The 22,557-nt window shown below is 40.7% G+C and carries 20 protein-coding genes; 17 read left to right on the forward strand and 3 right to left on the reverse strand.

Annotation, left to right across the window (positions count from 1 at the left end; translation table 11 throughout):
• Positions 1-52: 52 nt before the first annotated feature.
• The 9 genes from benA (at position 53) to pcaD (ending at position 8,728) form a co-directional block, all read left to right on the forward strand.
• Complete coding sequence (benA, locus tag HYG89_RS06580; RefSeq protein WP_096901613.1) at positions 53-1,441, forward strand: benzoate 1,2-dioxygenase large subunit; 1,389 nt, start codon at positions 53-55, stop codon at positions 1,439-1,441.
• Positions 1,438-1,929, forward strand: a complete 492-nt coding sequence (gene benB / locus HYG89_RS06585; protein ID WP_096901612.1) for a benzoate 1,2-dioxygenase small subunit — start codon at positions 1,438-1,440, stop codon at positions 1,927-1,929. Before benA ends, benB begins: the two co-directional genes overlap by 4 nt.
• A 93-nt stretch (positions 1,930-2,022) precedes the next feature.
• Complete coding sequence (benC, locus tag HYG89_RS06590; RefSeq protein ID WP_178866754.1) at positions 2,023-3,039, forward strand: benzoate 1,2-dioxygenase electron transfer component BenC; 1,017 nt, start codon at positions 2,023-2,025, stop codon at positions 3,037-3,039.
• A 38-nt stretch (positions 3,040-3,077) separates the two neighbouring features.
• Positions 3,078-3,863 carry a benzoate diol dehydrogenase BenD gene (benD, locus tag HYG89_RS06595; RefSeq protein ID WP_178866755.1) on the forward strand — a complete coding sequence of 262 codons (786 nt, stop codon included), beginning with the start codon at positions 3,078-3,080 and terminating at the stop codon, positions 3,861-3,863.
• Between the two features lie 59 nt (positions 3,864-3,922).
• On the forward strand, positions 3,923-5,143 hold the full coding sequence (benE, locus tag HYG89_RS06600) for a benzoate/H(+) symporter BenE (protein ID WP_178866757.1): 1,221 nt from the start codon (positions 3,923-3,925) through the stop codon (positions 5,141-5,143).
• A gap of 27 nt (positions 5,144-5,170) precedes the next feature.
• Entirely contained in the window at positions 5,171-5,857 is a 687-nt protein-coding gene (locus HYG89_RS06605; protein WP_104851986.1) for a 3-oxoacid CoA-transferase subunit A, read from the forward strand.
• Between the two features lie 22 nt (positions 5,858-5,879).
• Positions 5,880-6,533 carry a 3-oxoacid CoA-transferase subunit B gene (locus HYG89_RS06610; RefSeq protein WP_104851987.1) on the forward strand — a complete coding sequence of 218 codons (654 nt, stop codon included), beginning with the start codon at positions 5,880-5,882 and terminating at the stop codon, positions 6,531-6,533.
• A gap of 138 nt (positions 6,534-6,671) precedes the next feature.
• Positions 6,672-7,877, forward strand: a complete 1,206-nt coding sequence (gene pcaF / locus HYG89_RS06615; RefSeq protein ID WP_178866759.1) for a 3-oxoadipyl-CoA thiolase — start codon at positions 6,672-6,674, stop codon at positions 7,875-7,877.
• Positions 7,878-7,948: 71 nt separating this feature from the next.
• Entirely contained in the window at positions 7,949-8,728 is a 780-nt protein-coding gene (gene pcaD, locus HYG89_RS06620; RefSeq protein ID WP_096901607.1) for a 3-oxoadipate enol-lactonase, read from the forward strand.
• Positions 8,729-8,833: 105 nt separating this feature from the next.
• Here pcaD and HYG89_RS06625 read toward each other — a convergent pair whose 3' ends face one another.
• The gene (locus tag HYG89_RS06625) at positions 8,834-10,003 is read right to left on the reverse strand and encodes a thiolase family protein (protein ID WP_178866761.1); all 1,170 of its coding nucleotides are present in this window, start codon (positions 10,001-10,003) and stop codon (positions 8,834-8,836) included.
• A 438-nt stretch (positions 10,004-10,441) separates the two neighbouring features.
• Here HYG89_RS06625 and HYG89_RS06630 point away from each other — a divergent pair, with 438 nt between their 5' ends.
• Positions 10,442-11,050 (forward strand): TetR/AcrR family transcriptional regulator, encoded by a 609-nt coding sequence (locus HYG89_RS06630; protein ID WP_004973506.1) that lies wholly within the window; start codon positions 10,442-10,444, stop codon positions 11,048-11,050.
• Positions 11,051-11,230: 180 nt separating this feature from the next.
• Here the strand turns inward: HYG89_RS06630 and cysK are convergent, their stop codons facing one another.
• The gene (gene cysK / locus HYG89_RS06635) at positions 11,231-12,229 is read right to left on the reverse strand and encodes a cysteine synthase A (protein ID WP_178866763.1); all 999 of its coding nucleotides are present in this window, start codon (positions 12,227-12,229) and stop codon (positions 11,231-11,233) included.
• A gap of 242 nt (positions 12,230-12,471) precedes the next feature.
• On the opposite strand from cysK, the gene plsB reads away from it, so the two are divergent.
• The 7 genes from plsB (at position 12,472) to HYG89_RS06670 (ending at position 21,552) form a co-directional block, all read left to right on the forward strand.
• The gene (gene plsB / locus HYG89_RS06640; RefSeq protein ID WP_178866765.1) at positions 12,472-14,976 is read left to right on the forward strand and encodes a glycerol-3-phosphate 1-O-acyltransferase PlsB; all 2,505 of its coding nucleotides are present in this window, start codon (positions 12,472-12,474) and stop codon (positions 14,974-14,976) included.
• Positions 14,977-15,167: 191 nt separating this feature from the next.
• On the forward strand, positions 15,168-15,479 hold the full coding sequence (locus HYG89_RS06645; protein WP_004973501.1) for a metalloregulator ArsR/SmtB family transcription factor: 312 nt from the start codon (positions 15,168-15,170) through the stop codon (positions 15,477-15,479).
• Positions 15,480-15,597: 118 nt separating this feature from the next.
• The gene (locus HYG89_RS06650) at positions 15,598-17,322 is read left to right on the forward strand and encodes a SulP family inorganic anion transporter (protein ID WP_178866767.1); all 1,725 of its coding nucleotides are present in this window, start codon (positions 15,598-15,600) and stop codon (positions 17,320-17,322) included.
• Positions 17,323-17,534: 212 nt separating this feature from the next.
• Positions 17,535-18,731 carry a serine/threonine transporter SstT gene (gene sstT, locus HYG89_RS06655; RefSeq protein ID WP_167846027.1) on the forward strand — a complete coding sequence of 399 codons (1,197 nt, stop codon included), beginning with the start codon at positions 17,535-17,537 and terminating at the stop codon, positions 18,729-18,731.
• 37 nt (positions 18,732-18,768) lie between these two features.
• On the forward strand, positions 18,769-19,443 hold the full coding sequence (locus tag HYG89_RS06660; RefSeq protein ID WP_178866768.1) for a YoaK family protein: 675 nt from the start codon (positions 18,769-18,771) through the stop codon (positions 19,441-19,443).
• 15 nt (positions 19,444-19,458) lie between these two features.
• Positions 19,459-19,992 (forward strand): DUF2058 domain-containing protein, encoded by a 534-nt coding sequence (locus HYG89_RS06665; RefSeq protein WP_004973493.1) that lies wholly within the window; start codon positions 19,459-19,461, stop codon positions 19,990-19,992.
• A 273-nt stretch (positions 19,993-20,265) separates the two neighbouring features.
• Positions 20,266-21,552 carry a mechanosensitive ion channel family protein gene (locus tag HYG89_RS06670; protein WP_096901601.1) on the forward strand — a complete coding sequence of 429 codons (1,287 nt, stop codon included), beginning with the start codon at positions 20,266-20,268 and terminating at the stop codon, positions 21,550-21,552.
• Positions 21,553-22,039: 487 nt separating this feature from the next.
• Here the strand turns inward: HYG89_RS06670 and HYG89_RS06675 are convergent, their stop codons facing one another.
• Positions 22,040-22,522 carry a hypothetical protein gene (locus HYG89_RS06675; RefSeq protein WP_004973490.1) on the reverse strand — a complete coding sequence of 161 codons (483 nt, stop codon included), beginning with the start codon at positions 22,520-22,522 and terminating at the stop codon, positions 22,040-22,042.
• Positions 22,523-22,557: the final 35 nt, after the last annotated feature.

The following is a 22,557-nucleotide window of genomic DNA, read 5'->3' on the forward strand; positions in this document are numbered from 1 at the left end:
GGTCGTTGCCCCATCCCGATGACTGCCCTCCTTGGAAAGTCGGAGAAAGGACATGCCTCGTATTCCTGTTATCAATACTAGCCACTTAGACCGTATTGACGAATTATTGGTTGATGATTTTGAATCTGGTGAATTTAAATTACACCGTTCAGTATTCACAGACCAAGCCCTGTTTGACCTAGAAATGAAATACATTTTTGAAGGCAACTGGGTTTATTTGGCACATGAAAGCCAAATTCCAAACAACAATGACTACTACACCACTTACATTGGTCGTCAGCCAATCATCATTGCGCGTAACCGCAATGGCGAATTGAATGCCATGATCAACTCGTGTTCACACCGTGGTGCACAATTATGTCGTTACAAGCGTGGTAACAAAGCAACTTATACTTGCCCATTCCACGGTTGGACTTTCAACAACTCTGGTAAGTTGTTAAAAGTAAAAGACCCAGCAGATGCAGGTTATTCAGATTGCTTTAACAAAGACGGTTCACACGACTTGAAAAAAGTTGCCCGCTTTGAAAGCTATAAAGGTTTCTTGTTTGGTAGCTTAAACCCAGATGTTCCTTCTTTAGAAGAATACCTAGGCGAAGCGACTAAAATCATTGACATGATTGTGGGTCAATCTCAACAAGGTCTTGAAGTTTTACGTGGTTCTTCGACTTACACCTATGAAGGTAACTGGAAGTTAACTGCTGAAAACGGTGCCGATGGTTACCACGTGTCTGCAGTACACTGGAACTACGCTGCAACAACTCAGCAACGTAAAGAAAAAGAAGCTGGCGATAACATCCGTGCAATGAGCGCAGGTTCATGGGGCAAACAAGGCGGTGGTTCTTACGGCTTTGAAAATGGTCACATGCTCCTTTGGACTCAATGGGCTAACCCAGAAGACCGTCCTAACTTTGCCAAGAAAGATGAATACACCGAGCAATTCGGTGAAGCAATGGCGAAATGGATGATCGAGCGTTCACGTAACTTGTGTATCTATCCAAACGTGTACTTCATGGATCAGTTCGGTTCACAAATTCGTGTGTTACGTCCTCTTTCTGTCGATAAGACTGAAGTGACGATTTACTGTATCGCACCTGTAGGTGAAGAGCCAGAAGCACGCGCACGCCGTATTCGTCAGTACGAAGACTTCTTTAACGCATCAGGTATGGCTACACCAGACGATCTTGAAGAATTCCGTGCATGTCAAGTTGGCTACGCAGGTATCGCACTTGAGTGGAACGATATGTGCCGTGGTTCTAAGCATTGGATCCAAGGTCCAGACGATGCTGCAAACGAAATCGGTTTAAAACCAAAACTTTCAGGTATTAAAACTGAAGACGAAGGTTTATATCTTTCACAGCACCAACATTGGTTAGATCTAATCAAAAAAGGTATTGCGACTGAAAAAGAAATTGCTGCATCTACTGAAGGAGAAAACGCATGAGCGCGATTACTTTAGAAAATATTGCTCAATTCCTTTATCAAGAAGCTCGCTTCTTAGATGATGAGCAATGGGATGAGTGGTTACAGTGCTACGCTCCTACTGCTTCTTTCTGGATGCCAGCTTGGGATGACGATGACCGTTTAACTCAAGATCCACAGTCTGAAATCTCTTTGATTTACTATCCAGACCGTCAAGGTTTAGAAGACCGTGTGTTCCGTATCAAAACTGAGCGTTCATCTGCAACAATGCCAGATACACGCACAAGCCACAACATCAGCAACATTGAAATTGTTGAACGTGATGGCGATAAAGTCACTGTACGTTTTAACTGGAACACTTTAAGTTTCCGTTACAAAACTAACTACAGCTACTTTGGTATGTCGCGCTATGAAATTGATTTTTCTGGCGACAAACCGCAAATTTTAAGCAAGTACGTGGTGCTGAAAAACGATTACATCAACCAAGTAATCGATATCTACCACCTCTAAGACTGTATTGATTTACAGCTAGGTAAACCTTTCAGCCAGATGGAATTTTGGCTGAAAGGTCAAGTTTTAAAGATTTCTATAGGATATTCAGCCATGTCAAACCACAATATTGCACTTCAATTTGAAGATGGCGTTACACGTTTTATTTCTGTTACAGATGGTGAAACACTGTCAGACGCAGCTTACCGTCAAAAGATCAATATTCCTTTGGACTGCCGTGACGGTGCATGTGGAACGTGCCGTGCGTTTTGTGAATCAGGTTCGTATGACATGCCTGAAGAAACTTATATTGAAGATGCATTGACACCAGAAGAAGCTGAACAAGGCTATATTCTTGCATGCCAATGTAAACCAACTTCAGACGCAGTATTCCAAATTCAAGCCACTTCTGATGTATGTAAAACTGAAATTCATGTATTTGAAGGTACATTGGCACGTGTTGAAAACTTATCTGACTCGACTATTACCTTTGATATTCAGTTAGATGAAGGTCAACCAGACATTCACTTCCTTGCAGGTCAATATGTGAATGTGGGTATTCCTGGTACAACAGAAACTCGTTCGTATTCTTTCAGCTCTAAGCCTGGTAACCGCTTAACTGGCTTTGTGGTACGTAACGTACCAAACGGAAAAATGAGCGAATTCTTAAGCCAAAACGCTAAAGCTGGCGACAAAATGACCTTTACTGGTCCATTTGGTAGCTTCTACCTACGTAATGTAGCACGCCCTGTGGTGATGTTAGCGGGTGGTACAGGTATTGCGCCATTTATGTCTATGCTGCAAGTGCTTGAAGAAAAAGGTTCTGAGCACCCTGTACGTTTAGTCTTTGGTGTGACCAATGACTTTGACTTAGTCGCAATTGAAAAATTAAACGAACTACAAGAAAAATTCTCTTGGTTCGAGTATCGCACTGTAGTGGCAAATCCAGAATCTGCACATGAGCGTAAAGGTTACGTGACTGGCCATATCGAAAACGAATGGCTCAACGGTGGTGATGTAGACATCTACCTATGTGGTCCAGTGCCAATGGTAGAAGCGGTACGTGGCTGGTTAGATGCAGAAGGTGTTAAACCTGCAAGCTTCCTATTTGAAAAATTCTCTGCCAACTAAGTTTGTTAGACATTCAATAAACGCAGTCGGAGAATAAAATGAATCGCACAAAAAGATTTGAAAACAAAGTTGTAATCGTGACTGGTGCCGCTCAAGGCATTGGTCGCGGTGTGGCTTTACAAGTGGCAAGTGAAGGTGCCCAAGTGGTTATGGCAGACCTTTCTCCCTATGTAGAAGAAGTGTTGGCCGAAATTGAAGAACACGGTGGCGATGCAGTAACCGTAAAAGCCAACCTTGAAACTTTTGTAGGTGCAGAATCTGTGGTTGCTAAAGCACTTGAAACCTATGGTCGTGTTGATGTGCTCATCAACAACGTAGGCGGTGCAATTTGGATGAAACCTTTTGAAGAATTTTCTGAAGAAGAAATTATCAAAGAAGTGAATCGTTCATTGTTCCCTACTATGTGGTGCTGCCGCGCAGTATTGCCTGAAATGGTGAAAAACCAGAAAGGTACCATTGTAAACGTATCTTCAATTGCAACACGTGGTATTAACCGCGTGCCATATTCGGCGTCTAAAGGTGGTGTAAACGGTTTAACCGCTTCCCTCGCCTTTGAACATGCCAAAGATGGTATTCGTGTGAATGCTATTGCAACTGGCGGTACAGAAGCGCCACCACGTAAAGTACCACGTAATGCCAACCCGCTTTCTGAATCAGAACAAGCGTGGATGCAAGAAGTAGTAGATCAAACAATTGATCGTACCTTCTTGGGTCGCTATGGCACCATTCAGGAACAAGTGAATGCGATTCTGTTCCTTGCTTCTGATGAATCATCGTACATGACAGGTACCGTTGTACCTGTAGGTGGTGGTGATCAGGGCTAAGCCAAGATCATGACCAACTTCAACAGGATCATTGCTTGACGCAAGGAGGCAAATCGTCAATGAGTCACCTGTTCCAAACTTTAAAAAATGACTGGTCAATTTCAGCCACTGTTGCAGGATTCTTAGCAGTGCTGATCTCCTATTCAGGGCCATTGATCATCTTTTTCCAAGCGGCACAGCAAGCCCAAGTTTCCCCAGACATGATGATTTCATGGATTTGGGGAATTTCTATTGGTGCTGCTGTCGCAGGTATCTTTTTGTCCATTAAATACAAAGTGCCTGTGGTCACCGCTTGGTCTGCACCCGGTACCGCATTGCTGGTCACACTGTTTCCCGATATTACCCTGAATGAAGCAGTTGCAGCCTACATCACCTCTGCTGTGGTGATTTTTTTGATTGGAATCACAGGTTATTTTGACAAACTCCTGTCTTGGATTCCGCAAGAAGTCGCAGCAGGCATGATGGCAGGTATTTTGGTTCAATTTGGCTTAGGCTTATTTACTGCAACCGATACCCTGCCATACATTGTATTTGGGATGCTAGCGGTATTTTTATTGGCAAAGCGTTTTAGTCCACGTTATGCCATGATTTGGGTGCTTGCTGCAGGCATTATACTCAGCTTAATGCTCGGTAAAATTAACCCTGTCACCACCAATTTTAGTTTGGCAATTCCACAGTTTATTGCACCTGAATGGACGTGGAATTCAACCTTAAACTTGGCATTACCTTTAATTTTAGTCAGCTTGTCTGGGCAGTTTTTACCGGGTATGGCAATTATTAAAATTAGCGGTTATGACATGCCTGCTAAGCCTATTATTAGTGCGACCAGTATCGCTTCTCTTGCCGTTGCGTGTGTGGGAGGAATTACCATTGTACTTGCCTCTATTACTGCAGCATTATGCTTAGGTAAAGATGCGCACGAACTGAAAGAAAAGCGATATATTGCAGGTGTTGCAAACGGTATTTTCTATATTTTAGGTGGGTTATTTGCAGGCAGCATCGTCATGCTATTCAGCTTATTGCCCAAAGAACTGATTGCAGCTTTGGCGGGTCTGGCACTGTTAGGTGCTATTGCCACCAATATTTCCGTTGCAATGGGTCAGGAATCACAACGTGATGCAGCCCTCATCACCTTTTTAGCAACCGCCTCTGGCATGCAGTTTTTAGGGCTAAGTTCTGTATTTTGGGGGATCTGTATTGGTTTGATCGCTCATTTGGTTTTAACCAAACGTGACAACTCAGCAGCGCCCCTACCTTCAACTCAAAGTTCCAAAAGTTAATGGACAGGCAATTGTCTAGGACACATTATGATTGATAAAAGTCAAACTTCTTTAACAGAAGTTCTTTCGCAAATTAAAGATGGTTCAACCATCATGATTGGTGGTTTTGGTACCGCAGGTCAACCAGCGGAACTCATTGATGGTTTGATTGAACTTGGCATCAAAGATTTAATTATTGTGAACAACAACGCAGGTAATGGCGACTATGGTTTAGCTAAATTACTTAAAGCGGGTGCAGTACGTAAAATCATCTGTTCATTCCCACGTCAGTCTGACTCTTGGGTATTTGATGAACTTTACCGCGCAGGCAAAATCGAACTTGAACTTGTGCCACAAGGTAACTTGGCATGCCGTATTCAGGCTGCAGGTATGGGCTTAGGGCCAATCTATACCCCTACAGGTTTTGGTACGTTGCTTGCAGAAGGCAAACCAACCCTAAATTATGAAGGTAAAGATTACGTTCTTGAAAACCCAATCCGCGCAGACTTTGCTTTAATTAAAGCACAGCAAGGCGATCGTTGGGGCAACTTGGTATACCGCAAATCTGCACGTAACTTTGGCCCAATCATGGCTATGGCGGCAGATGTGACCATTGCTCAAGTTTCTGAAGTGGTAGAGTTGGGTGCGTTAGACCCTGAACACATTATCACCCCAGGTATTTTTGTTCAGCACGTTGTTGCTGTTGGCGCAAAACAACCTGAACAATCTGCATAACTGTCACGTGAAGGAGAACATCATGAGCTATACCAAATTAACACGTGACCAAATTGCTGAACGTGTGGCGCAAGACATTCCAGACGGTGCTTATGTCAACCTTGGCATTGGCTTACCAACTAAAATTTCTAACTACCTGCCTTCAGACAAAGACGTGTTCTTACACTCTGAAAATGGTTTATTGGCATTTGGTCCACCACCGCCTGCAGGCGAAGAAGACCCTGAACTGATCAACGCGGGTAAAGAGTTCGTCACTATGCTCACAGGTGGTTCATTTTTCCATCATGGTGACTCATTTGCCATGATGCGTGGTGGTCACTTAGACATCGCAGTATTAGGTGCATTCCAAGTCGCTGAAAATGGCGACTTAGCAAACTGGCACACTGGCGCGCCTGATGCCATTCCTGCCGTAGGCGGTGCAATGGACTTGGCCGTTGGTGCGAAAAAAGTCTTTATTACGACTGACCACGTGACCAAAAAAGGTGAACCAAAAATCGTGGCTGAATTGACTTACCCAGCAACTGGCTTGAAATGTGTAGACCGCATTTACACTGACTTATGTGTGATTGACGTAACTCCTGAAGGTATGAAAGTTCTTGAAAAAGTTGAAGGCTTGAGCTTTGAAGAATTACAGTCATTGACTGGTGCAAAGCTGATTGATGCGACTCAGGCTTAATCGTCTTTAAATATAATTTTTAATCCCCCTAAATCCCCCTTTTTCAAAGGGGGACTTCCATCAAGTAATTTTAGGTGGGAATCTCCTCCCTTTTTTAAAGGGAGGTTGGGAGAGATTAAGATATTTGGAAAATAAAATATGAAAAACGCATATATCGTCGATGCCATCCGTACCCCATTTGGTCGTTATGCAGGTGGTTTAGCTCCAGTCCGTGCTGATGACTTAGGCGCATTACCGATCAAAGCACTTATGCAACGCAATCCATCTGTAAACTGGGAACAAGTTGATGACGTGATTTACGGCTGTGCCAACCAAGCAGGTGAAGACAACCGTAACGTGGGTCGTATGTCTGCACTTTTAGCAGGTTTACCGTACCAAGTGCCAGCAACCACTGTAAACCGTTTATGTGGTTCATCGCTAGACGCAATTGCAATGGCCGCACGTGCAATTAAAGCAGGTGAAGCAAACCTGATTATTGCAGGTGGTGTTGAATCAATGAGCCGCGCTCCATTTGTGATGGGTAAATCAGAATCTGCTTATGGTCGTAGTCAAAAAATTGAAGACACCACAATGGGCTGGCGTTTCATTAACCCGAAACTCAAAGAAATGTACGGCGTAGAAACTATGCCGCAAACTGCTGAAAATGTAGCGGAACAGTTCAATATTAACCGTGCCGATCAAGACTTGTTTGCTCTAACCAGCCAACAACGTACTGCTGCTGCACAAGCACGCGGTTTCTTTGACAAAGAAATTATTGCAGTGGAAATTCCACAACGTAAAGGCGAGCCTGTCGTTGTTGCTGCAGACGAACATCCACGTGCATCAACCACAGCAGAAGCATTGGCAAAATTAAAGCCAGTGGTAAAAGCAGACGGTACTGTGACTGCAGGTAACGCGTCAGGTATTAACGATGGTGCGGCTGCCCTACTGATTGCTTCTGAAGAAGCGGTTGCACAACACGGCTTAAAACCACGTGCCAAAATCATTGCTTCAACTGTTGTTGGTGTTGAACCACGTATTATGGGCTTTGGTCCTGCGCCTGCAATCAAAAAATTGTTGGCACAAACAGGTTTGACCATTGAACAAATGGACGTGATTGAACTGAACGAAGCCTTTGCTGCACAAGCATTAGCATGTACTCGTGACTTAGGCATTGAAGAAGGTTCAGAGAAAGTCAATCCAAACGGTGGTGCAATTGCTTTAGGTCACCCACTTGGTGCATCTGGTGCGCGTTTAGTCACTACAGCACTGAACCAACTTGAACAAACTGGCGGTAAATACGGTTTATGTTCAATGTGTATTGGTGTTGGTCAAGGTATTGCTTTGATTATTGAACGTGTTTAATCCTCATTAAAAGTTCCCCTTTCATAAAGGGGGATTTAGGGGGATTTATAAGATTAAGGATTTAAAAAAAAATGCCAACTTTTACCTCAAATGATGCGCAAATCAATTACCAAACTTTTGGTGATGCTACAAAACCTGCACTGATTTTTTCAAACTCGCTGGGTACAAACTTCAAAATGTGGCAAGCACAGATTGATTTTTTCCAGCAAGACTTTTTTGTAATTTGCTACGACACACGTGGTCACGGTGCATCATCAGCTCCGCAAGGTCCATATAGCATTGATCAATTGGGTCAAGATGTTGTAAATCTACTCGATCACTTAAATGTTGAAAAAGCGGCATTCTGTGGTATTTCTATGGGCGGTTTAACAGGTCAATGGTTAGCGATTCATCGCCCTGAACGTTTTAATCAGGTGGTGGTGTGTAATACTGCGGCAAAAATTGGTCAAGAACAGGCTTGGAATGACCGTGCCGCATTGGTACGCGAACAAGGTTTACAACCGATTGCTTCGACTGCAGCATCACGCTGGTTTACTGAACCCTTTATCCAAAGCAACGCGACAGTGGTCAACAATCTTCAAAACGACTTGGCAGCTGGCAGCGCCGAAGGTTATGCGAGCTGTTGCGAAGCTTTGGCTAAAGCGGATGTACGTGAACAACTTAAAGACATCACTGTGCCTGTTTTAGTGGTTGCAGGTCAGCAAGACCCTGTGACAACAGTTGTCGATGGTCAATTTATGGTTGAACGTATTGCCAATAGCCAATTGTTTGAAATCAATGCATCGCACATTTCTAACGTAGAATTGCCAAATGAATTTAACCAAGCAGTGAAGCAGTTTATCCAAGCATAAAACTTCATTGTTATTGTTAATAAGTTAAAAGTTAAAAGTTAAAAAATAGAGTTCTTTCGAGAACTCTATTTTTTATAGATGAATCTGCAGTTAGACGAGCTGGACTTAAACTAACTCCACCGCAATCGCTGTGGCTTCACCACCGCCAATACATAAAGATGCCACGCCTTTTTTCGCGCCTATACGTTGCAATGCATGAATGAGCGTCACAATAATACGTGAACCTGAAGAACCTAGAGGATGCCCCAAAGCACATGCACCACCCTGAATATTCACTTTGGCAGGGTCTAAATCAAAAGCATCTATCGCAAGCATGGTTACCATGGCAAAGGCTTCATTAATTTCCCACAAATCTACATCGGCAACCGACCACCCTGCTTTATCTAGCACTTTTTGAATCGCCCCTACAGGAGCAAGAGTAAACTCAGAAGGATGTTGTGAATGTGTCGCGTATGCCACAACTTTTGCAAGCGGTTTTAAGCCACGCTCTGCCGCAACCACATCTGATGTAATCACCAGAGCAGATGCGCCATCTGAAATAGAGCTGGCATTGGCGGCTGTAATCGTGCCATCTTTTTTAAATGCGGGACGCAAACTGCTAATTTTATCGACTTTGGCATTTAACGGTTGTTCATCCTGATCGACAATCACATCACCTTTACGTGAATGAACAGTGACAGGCACGATTTCATCTTTAAAATAACCGTTTTGAATGGCTTCTACCGCGCGGTTTAAAGAGCGAATTGCGTATTCATCCTGCTGCTCACGGGTATAGTTTTTCTTGTCTGCCATGTCTTGCGCCAGCACGCCCATCGACAAGCCTGTTTCAGCATCTTCTAAACCTTCCTGAAACATGTGGTCTGTGACTTTGCCGTGTCCCATACGGAAACCTGCACGTGCTTTATCTAGCAAATACGGCGCATTCGACATAGATTCCATACCGCCAGCGACCACAATCTGCGCTGAACCTGCCTGAATAGCATCGGCTGCCTGCATAACAGCTTTCATGCCAGAGCCACAAATTTTATTGATGGTGGTTGCACCTGTACTATCGGGTAAACCCGCTTGACGCATCGCCTGACGTGCAGGGCCTTGCTTCAAACCTGCAGGCAATACACAACCAAAAATTACTTCATCAATGTCAGTCCCACTTAAACCTGCACGTGCAACTGCGTGTTGAATTGCAACCGCGCCTAAATCGGGTGCTGTACAACTTGCCAGTGAACCTTGAAAGCCGCCCATTGCGGTACGTACAGCATCTACAATTACAATCATTTTTAGTCCCTTATTACCGTCTTTTTAAAGTGATTACCGTAAAAGCCATGCTTTTTAAAATTACAAATAACATCCCTGTGAGTTAGCAAGTAATTCACGTTAAATGTAAATCAAAAGATGAGCATTGCAATCTCGCAAAGTGCTGAATTGCTATGCTTGATTGATCTTAGACTTTTAGGCCTTGCTTATGAAAAATAGAATAAAAGTTTTAGAAATCCAATTTTATTTCACTAAAATGACCTGTTTGGTTCAGTTTTATTGACAACCGATTTGGCTTATGGATTGTGCTATTTTTCACATGATATTTTTTAAATTCATTGGTTCACTGATGAACATACGTTAAAACTTACCTTTTCAAGACCTTGGTGCTATTTTCAAGTTGCTCAAACTGCACTAGACTCCAACATGCTTAATTGGTTGTAATTGGAATATTGATTGATGACGACTCTACGCCAAGAAAATTTCCGACGTCGTAAAGAGAAAATTTTGGCAATGGCTGAGGTTTTATTACTGGAAAATCATAATGATATTACATTAAGTGAGTTGGCTGCAGAGTTAGATATTGCCAAAGGCACAATTTATAAATATTTCAAAAGTAAAAATCAGCTCTATTTAGAGTTAATTATTTTAAATGAACAGCGTTTATTGGATATTTCCAAACAGTATCACCATAACTTTCAAACTTATGTTTCGCAGTACATGCTGTATAACATGCTTAATTCCAACCGTACGATTTTGCTGCACTCGATTGAAGAACGCTTAACCAATAATGAACGTAAACTAAATGAATTGTTTGAACAGTTATACGATATTCGTGAGCAGCGTATTTTAGAAATTAAGGACATCACCCAAGCCTATTTAGAGTCCTTTAACAGCGCGATGTCGATCCGTGATTATCTGTCTTATATTTGGACAGTAACTTATGGTGCGTCGTTATTACTCAATTCTACCCATTATCAAAAAGCTATTGGGTCACGTGAACGCTTAATCAAGCTATATATTAATCAAGCACTGATGACGCCAGATAAAGTATCTGCGATTGTTTGATTTTTACATAGTTAGCTTCGTTGGATTCATTGCTGATCCAGCTAAATATTAGCGTCTAAGTAGAAAGAAATTTGCTTTTCAGAACGTATTAACTCACCTCATAAATTTATTCTCTAAATAAAAAATCCCAAAGTTCAAACTTTGGGATTTTTCAAATTCTTTTGACTGTCTAAAGACACATCATTCTGCACTAATATCTTCAAATAATACTGAAGATAAATAACGCTCACCACTGTCAGGTAAAATCACCACAATATTTTTACCTGCATTTTCAGGACGTGCCGCCAATTTTGCAGCAGCAGCCATTGCTGCACCACTTGAAATACCGACTAAAATACCTTCTTGGGTTGCTGTTTTACGCGCCCAGTCAATTGCTTCAGCACTTTCAATCGCAATCACTTCATCCACCAAATCTAAATCTAGGTTTTTTGGAATAAAGTTAGCGCCAATCCCCTGAATTTTATGTGGTGCAGGCGTAATGGCTTCACCACGCTTGGCCTGAGCAATAATTGGAGATTCTGCAGGCTCGACTGCAACAGTATGCAATGCCTGACCTTTTACCTTTTTGAAATAACGCGAAATACCAGAAATCGTACCGCCTGTACCTACACCTGCAACAAGAATATCGACCTTGCCGCCTGTTGCTGCCCAAATTTCTGGGCCTGTGGTTTCTTCATGAATTTGTGGATTGGCAGGGTTATTAAACTGCTGCGGCAAATAATAAGTTTCAGGATGTTCGGTTGCCAAACGCTCTGCTTCATCCACCGCACCTTTCATGCCTTTTGCAGGTTCAGTCAGCACCAAATTTGCACCTAAAGCTTTCAAAACCTTACGGCGCTCGATACTCATGCTTGCAGGCATAGTCAATGTGATCTCATAACCTTTTGCTGCAGCTACAAATGCCAACGCGATTCCTGTATTACCACTGGTCGGTTCTACAATATGCATACCTGCTTTTAACACGCCACGTTTTTCAGCATCGGCAATTAAAGCAGCACCAATACGGCATTTCACAGAAAATGCAGGGTTACGGCTTTCCACTTTGGCTAAAACCGTTGCGCCGCCAGAAATTAAACGGTTAATGCGCACCAATGGCGTGTTACCAATCGCTTCAGCATTATTGCTATATACGGCAATCCCTAAATTTGCTGGTGTTGGAAAAGCTGCATCTGTGGTCATGATTATTCCCTAAGTTATATCTGTATAAACAAAATTTAAATTATCATACCTTGTTATAAAATTTTTGCCGATGTTTCACGAAAATTGTTTTATACAAAAATATGATTAGCTTTCAACAAAATGCGAATTAGAATAAAGAGATGACAACCTCAGTTTAATTGTCGATTTTCTCGGCACTTGGGTTTGAAATTCGCTATTTATTTTTTGACAATAGCAACACATAACAAAATGTAGGGAATGCAATGTCTAATAAACGTTACAGTCAGCTTTATCGTAATTTCACTAAAAAAATCTTAGATAAGATTGTGACGCCACAAGTATTAGGCACGACTGCAGAATTAGAACATCGTGTTGCACAAAGCTCTGAAAAAACACAATTTTGTTACGTGCTGCAAGATGCTTCACTCAGTAATACCGTATTGATTGATCAGCAGACGCAATCTCGTGGTTTACCTTCTGTGTATGCGCCTTTAAACATTGCCGAGCACCAGGAAGACGATTCCATTTTGGTCTTGCGTGAGAAAAACCCACAGTACAGTGCTTATCACTACTCTGCTAAATTGATTCGACTCATTGAAACCTTAGAGCAACATCCTGAACATGATGTGTTGTTAGTTCCCGTAACTGTACTTTGGGGACGTTCACCCGAATACGAAGACTCTTGGTTTAAAGCATTATTTGCCGATGCATGGTCTACGCCAAACAAGCTTAAACAAACCATTAATATTTCGCTCTATTCACGTGATAACTACATCGAGTTTCATAAAGCAATTTCCTTACGTCAGCTTATTGAACAAGCCACACAACAACAACCACACTTATCGCCTGCGCACTTTATTGAGCAACATCTGGAACACAATTTTAATCAACACAAAGAAGCGATTTTAGGCCCAGACTTATCTGACCGCCGTAATTTGATTCATGCGTTGATGAAAAGTGAAGCAGTACAACAAGCTATTCGTAAAGAAAGTATCGAACAAAAAGTCAGTATGTTTGAAGCAGAAAACCGTGCTAAAAGCTATTTAACTGAAATTGTATCGGACTTTTCTTATTCGACTTTGCGTTTTGCTGAACTGGCACTGACCAAGCTTTGGACACAGCTCTATGATGGCATTGAAGTGCATCACTTTGACACGGTACGCGAACTCGCCAAAGACTATGAAATCGTCTATACCCCTTGTCATCGTAGCCACATCGACTATTTGTTGCTGTCTTATGTGATTTTTAATCGTGGCTTGATGGTGCCGCATATTGCAGCAGGTATTAATTTAAATTTACCAATTGTGGGTCAATTAATGCGTGGTGCAGGTGCGTATTTTATTCGCCGTACTTTCAGCGGCAATGAATTATACACCTCGGTATTTAAAGAATATTTACACAGTTTATTGTCACGCAACACCCCACTCGAATACTTCATTGAAGGTGGACGCTCACGTACAGGTTTATTGTTACCGCCGAAAAAAGGCATGTTGTCGATGACCATTCAAAGCCATTTACGCGGAGCAACCAAACCAATTGCATTTATTCCAACGTATTTTGGTTATGAAAAACTGATTGAAGGCACATCTTATTTAAATGAATTAAACGGCAAACCGAAAGAAGCCGAATCTTTATGGGGTATTTTAAACTCTGCCCGTAAAATTGAAAAAGTCTTTGGTCAGGTCTATGTCAACTTTGGCGAACCTGTATTTTTAGATGATGTTTTAACTGCCAACCAAGCACGCGATGTAAAACTGAACATAAATGATGAACTACCGACCTCTGTGATTCACACGGTAGATCATACTGCGCATGCAATCTTGGAAAATATCAATAAAGCGGTGGTGATTAACCCAATCGCCCTCATCTCTCTGATTTTATTAAATGCCGATCAGCATGCATTGAAACAAGATGAGCTGCTCGCCCGAATTGAACAATATCGACGTTTGCTCAAACAATTGTGCTACGACCCACGTATGATTATTACGGGTTTAAATCCACAAGAAATTATTGAATATGCGCTAAAACTTAAACAAGTTGAGCGTTATAACCAAGATGGTGTAGAACAGATTCGAGTCGCAGAAAGCCAAAAAATCTTATTGAGCTATTTTAGCAATAATATTTTGCACTGCTTTATTTTGCCTGCGTGTGTAGCATTAATTGTGCAGCAGTTTAATGAACAAAATTTAGCATTATCATGCGCAGATTTAATGCAAAAACTGCAGGCGATTTATCCATATTTGAAGCAAGAGTTTTTCTTGGCATGGACGGCGCAAGAACTTTCTCAAGAAATCGAAAAAATTGTGGCGTACTTTATTCAGCAAAATTGGGTTACAGAAGCAAATCTGCAATTACAGCCGAACCCAGCTACACAGCATGAACTCTATGCCTTAGCTGAACTGGCAAAACCAAGTTTAAATAATTTCGTATTGATTCAAGGGCTTTTGCAGCGTTATAGCGCACACATCCCTTTAAATCTGAAAGTTTTGGAAAAAATGACCAAAACCGTATTACAACGCGCTGCAGATTCTGCACAATTTAAGTCTGCATATTATTTTGATAGTGCCACCTTAAAAAGTTTTATCAGCAGTTTAGATCAGCAAGCTTTGTTGCAACACAATGCTGCGCAGATAAGCCTAGATGATACTTTTAGTGCCAAAATGTCTGAATACTTTGCTTGGTATAACCCAGAAATTCACGAGTTATTAGCTGCATCGAGTGAATTTAGTGAGAAAGAATTAAAAAGTTTTGAACAGGTGAAAAAATAGGTTTTATTGTAACTCAGCCACTTTTTTATCAATTTTTTGATTAGAATATCAGGCCATTATTTATGATTGGCTGATATCTTTTCTTAAATGATACTTGTTCTCATATATAAATAATGATTTATGTTATATAATTTATCTTCCACTCCCGCCTAATATATATTGGGTTAGCTGTAAATTAAGAGAATAAAACAATGAACGATGGTCTTGAAATCACATCAATGCGTGAATCTGCGGATACCGTTGTTGGAATTTTAAAATCTTTGGCGAATAGTGACCGTCTTTTAATTCTTTGTCATTTATCTCAACAAGAATTAAACGTATCGCAAATTGAAGAAATAACTCAAATTCATCAGCCTACTTTATCGCAACAATTAATGATGCTGCGTAAAAGTGATGTGGTGAATACCCGCCGTGATGGCAAGCAAATTTTTTATTCAATTAAAGATGAAAAAATGGTGCAGGTACTTAATACCCTCTATGCACTTTATTGCCCGCAGGTCTAAATGATAATGCCTGTATTATCAGGCATCACCATAAAACTTGAATACTCTCCTGCTATTTCAAAGACTTCTTAGCATTTTTTGTTCATAATATATCTAAATTTATGATTTAGATTTCAGTATGTCAGATTTCAATTCACGTTTGGCTCGTGTACTGCCTGCTTGGCAATGGCTGCGAAAATACAATGCAGAAACATTGAAATCTGATCTGCTGTCTGCGTTTATCGTTATTGCCATGCTTGTACCTCAAGGGATGGCTTATGCCATGCTTGCAGGTTTACCTCCTGTCATGGGTTTATATGCCAGCGTGATCCCCATGATCATGTACGCCTTGGTTGGTGGCAGTCCAACTTTGTCCATTGGCCCAGTCGCCATTATTTCCATGATGACCTTTGCGACGCTCAATCCATTATTTGAAGTCGGCTCGGCAGCTTATATTCAAGCAGCCTGTTTACTTGCTGTGATGGTCGGCATTATTTCGCTACTTTTAGGGATTTTTCGCTTCGGTTTTTTAATTCAACTCATTAGCCATCCTGTTATTAAAAGCTTCATTATTGCCTCTGCATTAATGATTGCGATTGGACAGCTTAAATTTGTGTTAGACATCCCCCTTAAAGCCAATAACTTACCTGAGTTCTTATACAGCTTTTGGAAATATGTGGGACAAACCCATTTTTATAGCGTGCTCTTGGGTGTTGCTGCCATTTTATTTCTAATTTATGCCCCTAAAATCATCAACAGTAATGCCATTCGTGAGCGTGTTCGAGGTAGCGGCTTTATCTTAAAAGCCTTGCCATTGGTATTGGTGATCGGTTCAATTGCTTTGGTTTATTCATTGCATTTGCAACAAATCGGCATTAAAACAGTCGGAGAAATTCCTTCAGGATTTCCGCCTATTCAATTCCCTGAATGGAATGCACAACTTGTTCTACAACTCCTTCCTGGCGCAGCCATGATTGCCATGATCAGTTTTGTGGAATCTCTGTCTATTGCGCAAGCCACCGCCTTACAACAACGTAGTCACTTAAATAGCAATCAGGAACTGATTGCACTCGGTTTAGCCAATTTTGGCGCAGGTGTTAGCTCCTCTTTTCCCGTCACAGGCAGTTTGTCGCGTACCGTGGTCAATGCCGATGCAGGTGCAAAAACACCAATGGCAGGTGTATTTACCTCCATCGTGATTGTTATTGTCAGTTTATACTTCACGGGATTTTTCCAAGACTTACCACTGGCTGTTTTGGCTGCAACCATTATTGTTTCAATTTGGAAACTGGTCGAGTTCCAATCTTTTAAAGAAACTTGGCGTTATTCCAAAGCCGATGGTCTGGCCATGTGGGTGACGTTCTTTGGTGTTGTATTCATTGATATTTCGACAGGTTTAATTATTGGGATTGTGTCCACCTTTATTCTAATGTTGTGGCGTATTAGCCGACCACATATTGCGGTAATTGGTTTACTTGAAGGCACACAACATTTTCGTAATATTCAGCGGCATCAAGTGCGTACCGCGCCACACGTGCTATCCATGCGAATTGATGAAAATCTAACCTTTTTAAATGCCAATACTTTAAAAGGCTTTTTTATTAATCAAGTCAGCCAAAACCCTCAGTTAAAGCATGTAGTGGTGAATTGTTCGAGTATTAGCAGTATTGATTTAAGCGCACTCGAAATGCTGGAAGATTTAAATCTTGAACTAAAAAAATTGAATATTTGTCTGCATTTTTCTGAAATTAAAGGCCCGGTAATGGACAAATTACAACACTCAAAACTTTTGCAGCATTTAAATGGAAAAGTTTATTTGTCACATTATTTAGCCATGCAAGAGCTTGCGCCTGAACTGACTTAAAGATCAAGAAATTGATCTTTAATTTTATCTTTAAAACTGGATGCTCAACACACATGCTTTTTGATCAAAGAGTACTTTTATCTTGCTGAAATTTAAGTAGTTTAATAAATATCACTTTTAAAAATATAGACTTAATTTTTATATAAAAATTATTTTTAAGCACATGGATATTTCAGTATAAAATAGCCGCTTTTCTTTAACCTTGTTTTCGTATGTTTTCAGCTTTTTTGCGTTTGAGCTTAGTCTCCCGAATTATGATTGCAATTGTACTCGGTGTGGCTGTTGCAATTTTATTTCCAGAATCTGCGCCTTATTTAAGCCTTTTGGGTGATTTATTTATTAAAGCCCTAAAGTCTGTTGCGCCAATTTTAGTGTTTATTTTGGTCATGGCATCCATTGCCAATTTTAAAATTGGAAGCAGCAATGCTTATATCAAACCGATTATGCTGATGTATGCGATTGGTATGTTCTTGGCTGCGCTCAGTGCGGTCATTGCAAGCTCACTTTTCCCAAGTACATTATTTTTAGATGTTGCGACACAGGCAGATTTAACACCGCCGGGTAGTCTTGCTGAAATTTTGAAAAACCTTTTACTTAGTTTTGTTGCTAACCCTGTAGTTGCCATTGCCGAAGCCAACTTTATTGGTATTTTGGCTTGGGCTGTGGCTTTAGGGATTGCCTTCCGCCATGCTACAGAGTCCACCAAAGCATTGTTGAATGATGCAGCCAATGCAGTCAATCGCGTTATTCGCTTGGTGATTAACTTTGCGCCTTTCGGTATTTTTGGCTTGGTTGCCGTGACATTTGCCGATGCAGGCTTGAGCACCTTAGCCAGTTATGCTCAATTATTGGCAGTCTTGTTAGGTACGATGTTCTTTGTCGCGTTGGTCATCAACCCAATCATGGTGGCATTTGTGACCCGCAGCAATCCTTATCCTTTAGTTTTTCAATGCTTACGCGAAAGTGGCATTACTGCTTTCTTTACCCGTAGTTCTGCAGCCAATATCCCTGTCAATTTAGACTTAGCCAAGCGTTTAGGCGTACAGGAATCAACCGCGAGTGTTGCAATTCCGTTAGGTGCAGTAATTAACATGGCAGGCGCATCGGTCACCATTACCGTTTTGACCTTAGCTGCGGTAAATACTTTAGGAATTTCTGTCGATTTTAGCACCATGCTGATTTTATCTGTGGTTGCAACGGTGTCGGCCTGTGGTGCTTCAGGCGTTGCGGGCGGCTCGTTACTGCTGATTCCTGTAGCGTGTGGCTTATTTGGTATTTCTTCAGATATTGCCATGCAAGTTGTTGCAATTGGTATGGTCATTAGCGTATTGCAAGATTCAACCGAAACTGCACTTAACTCATCTACCGATGTGCTATTTACTACTGCGGTTGACCGTGGTTTGAGTTAAGATACAATGCGTTAGGAAACTTACGCAATCATCCATTATGCCTTTTCAAACTTTACCCCTTTGGGTGCAATTTGGTGCTTTTTTTCTAGCCGTCAATGCTGGAATTATTAACGTACTCGGATTGGTGACCGTATTGCACCAGTCCGTTTCGCACATGACTGGTAACGTTAGTATCTTGGCGATGGCGCTAATCGACTGGAAACCAGAAGCCATGATTTTCTTGTTTCTGGTGATTTTGTGCTATGTGATTGGCTCATTTTATAGCGGCGTCATTTTAGGAAATAGCAATTTTCGCTTAGGGCGTCGCTATGGTTTTCCCATGAGTTTGGTGGCTTTTTTTATTTTAATCTGCTGGGTATTATTGCCTTATTTCCCACGTTATGCCCTGCTTTGGGCGTCAGTTGCCATGGGCATACAAAATGCCATGATCAGCTACTATAAAGGCACCATCATCCGCACCACACATTTATCTGGGGTATTGACCGATTTAGGCTTAGCCCTCGGTTATCGAGTGCGGGGCTTACAAGTTGAAAAAAGACGTATTGTTTTACACCTACTGATTTTAATTGGTTTCTTTGTGGGTGGATTACTCGCTGCAGCCATTTATCCTATATTTAAACTGAATTCTTTTCTGGTACCTGCAGGACTCAGCCTAAGTTTGAGTTTGGTGTATTGGATTATTTATTTTCGCTATCGACATCTTCAACATTAAGTTTCGGAAATTATCATGGTTAAAAATGCACTACAGGCACAATTGCTCAAAGCGGGTTTAGTGGATAATAAAAAAGCAAAAAAACTGTCTAAACAAACCTTACACGAACAGCGCACAGGTGAAAGTAAAGATGCTGAAGTGAAAGCCAAAATTGCACAGGCACAGCAAGAAAAACTCGCCAAAGACCAAGCTATTGAGCAAGAAAAGAAAGCCGCTTTACAGGAAAAAGAACTGAAAGCAGCAATTATGCAAATGATTCAGCAGCATAAAATTCGTGATACCGATGGTGAAGTGGCTTATCAGTTTTTAGATGGCAAGATTAAAAAAGTGTATATCAATCAACAAATTTACAATGCACTCGTGGCAGGTAGTTTGGTGATTGCCAAAGAAAATGACAGTTATGCGTTCCTGCCTAAAGCTTTAGCTGAACGTATTAATAGCAAAATGGAAGGCTTTATTATTGTCAATAATGCCGAGAAAAATGAAGCCACGACAGATGAAGAAGATCCATACGCAGCCTATGTGATTCCAGATGATTTAATGTGGTAGATCACGCAAGTATTTATGCAAATATTTATGCTAGGTATCTATTCAAAGCCAGTATCTGTACTGGCTTTTTTATTATGACTGCAACTTGATTGAAAACTTTCAGTAAAAACAAATAATTGAAATGTAGCAAAAAGTTACTCAGCCTTCAAATTTAAACTTTAGTCGATACACTATCTAACAATTTCATACATCAATGAAGAATTAAGGTGAATTGCAGGCCAAAATTCTAAGTGCCGTGCAGACGAAAATCAGCAACCTTAAAGCGAGGACCTTTTGCAAGAATTTAATTTTATTCAAAATATTCAGGAATGGTATAACCAATACCCTTGGTTAGAAATGCTGACCTCACTCAGTATTGTGATTCTACTGGCAATTTTAGCCAACTTTATTGCCAAGCAAATTGTAGTGCGCGGGATTCGCAAACTGATTTCTAAAATGACCTTTGCCAATAGTGAAATTATTTCACAGCATAGTGTCATCCGACGTATTGCCAACATTGTCCCAGCTGTCGTGATTATGAACGGCATCACCACCGTACCGCATTTGTCAGATAAAGTAGAAAGCTTTGTGCAAATGGGTGCGCAAGCCTTTATATTCCTGACCATTGCATTGGCAATTTCTGAATTTTTAAATATTTTTAACCTGTTCTATCAACGCAACCCTAAGTCACGCAACAAGCCAATTAAGGGCTATTTGCAGTTAGTTAAACTCATTATTTATGTGGTCTGTGCCCTCATGATTTTAGGCACTTTCCTGAAAAAAGATGTGTTTACCTTACTCGCAGGTTTTGGTGCGATGGCTGCTGTTTTGATGTTGGTTTTCCAAAATACCATTTTATCTCTAGTGGCTTCGGTACAAATTTCTTCCTACGATATGGTACGGATTGGTGACTGGATTGAAATGCCTTCTTTAAATGCCGATGGTGATGTCATTGATATGTCATTACATACAGTCACCGTGCAAAACTGGGATAAAACCCTGACCACTATTCCAACCAATAAACTCATTACCGATACCTTTAAAAACTGGCGTGGCATGCAGGAAGCTGGTGCCCGACGTATTAAACGTGCCATTTTAATTGATCAAAGTTCTGTGCACTTTATGACTGAACATGAACAAAGCAAACTTAAAGAGTTTTTGTTATTGGATCAATATTTACATAGCAAAAATGAAGAAATTGAGCAGTTTAATCAGCAGTTAGCAAATCAATCACAATACAACCAACGCCGTTTAACCAATTTAGGGACTTTCCGCGCCTATGTTGAGTTTTATCTGAAACAACATCCAGGTATTAATCAATCTCAGTCATTGATTATTCGTCAACTACAGCCAAGCAGTGAAGGTTTACCACTAGAAATTTATGCCTTTACCAAAACCACTGCATGGAAAGAATATGAAAGTATTCAATCCGATATTTTTGATCATTTGCTGGCAATTATTCCGGAGTTTGGCTTAAAAGTGTATCAAGCCCCATCGGGTTCAGATTTAAAGCAAATTGCTGCACCATTTAAAGCAAGTTCTGTCCAAAGTCTAAATCCTTTAGAAATTGACGAGGCATAATTATGGATTTATTGCTGAGCCATGTGTCGCAAAATGCTTGCATGGCTCAGTAGCCGTTTTTATTTTCAGCAAGACGATAAAATTTTCATTAAATTAAAATGCACTCGTACACTCGTATATGAATAAGAGAAAATAAAGTCTTATTTGTAAGAGCTTTGTTGAAACAAATATCTAACACTATGTTTTAATTATATTTAAATTTCCTCAAACCTTTAAATCACAGCTTGCTCCAAATTTATGTAATAAGGTCATTGCCGGTTGAAAAAGTCTAATGATTCTAAGAATTCACCTAACTTTTCAACTCACTAAAATGTGTCGCTCTTGTTAATTGATTCTGGATTCGAAAAATGATCATCAATAATTCGTCTAATGAAAGATTGAAATTCACTACTTTTGTGCTTTAGCGCTCTAGATGATCAATACACGCGCTACAGGATGAGGGGTACGAGTTTATAAAAGATCTCTAATAGACCAAATAATGAAAAGTTTAAGGCAGGACGCGGTACAACGTCGCAAAACATTGTTCTGCTTTTTCATTACTACAGAAATTAATGGTGTGCGCATTTTTCCATTTTACAAAATATTGTGAAATGTCCCCTGTTTGGTCTTCCTGATATCCAGAACAATCCACTTCATTATTGTCATATTTAACTTGCAAAATTAAAGCCGGTAACGAATTTGCAGGGTCTTGTGAAGGTTGATAATCATATACACCTGCAGACCATTCTTGACCGCTTTTAATCACCACATCGCTATTACTTTTAAAGTTGTAATATTCAATACATTTACGATTATTTGGGATTTGCATGCCCCACAGCCCCACAATTTCTGGACGGGTCACCACACGAAATTTATTGGTCGTTTCTGCTGCTACTGGCGTTAACTTGGCTGAATCTATTGTTGTATTTTCATTCGCAATCGCGCAGACAGAACATAAGCTTAAAACTGTGGTTAGATATATTTTTTTCATACATTTATTTAAAGATATAAACCGTTTAGACAACT

Source organism: Acinetobacter sp. SwsAc5, from assembly GCF_013391485.1.
Classification (GTDB): Bacteria; Pseudomonadota; Gammaproteobacteria; order Pseudomonadales; family Moraxellaceae; genus Acinetobacter; species Acinetobacter towneri.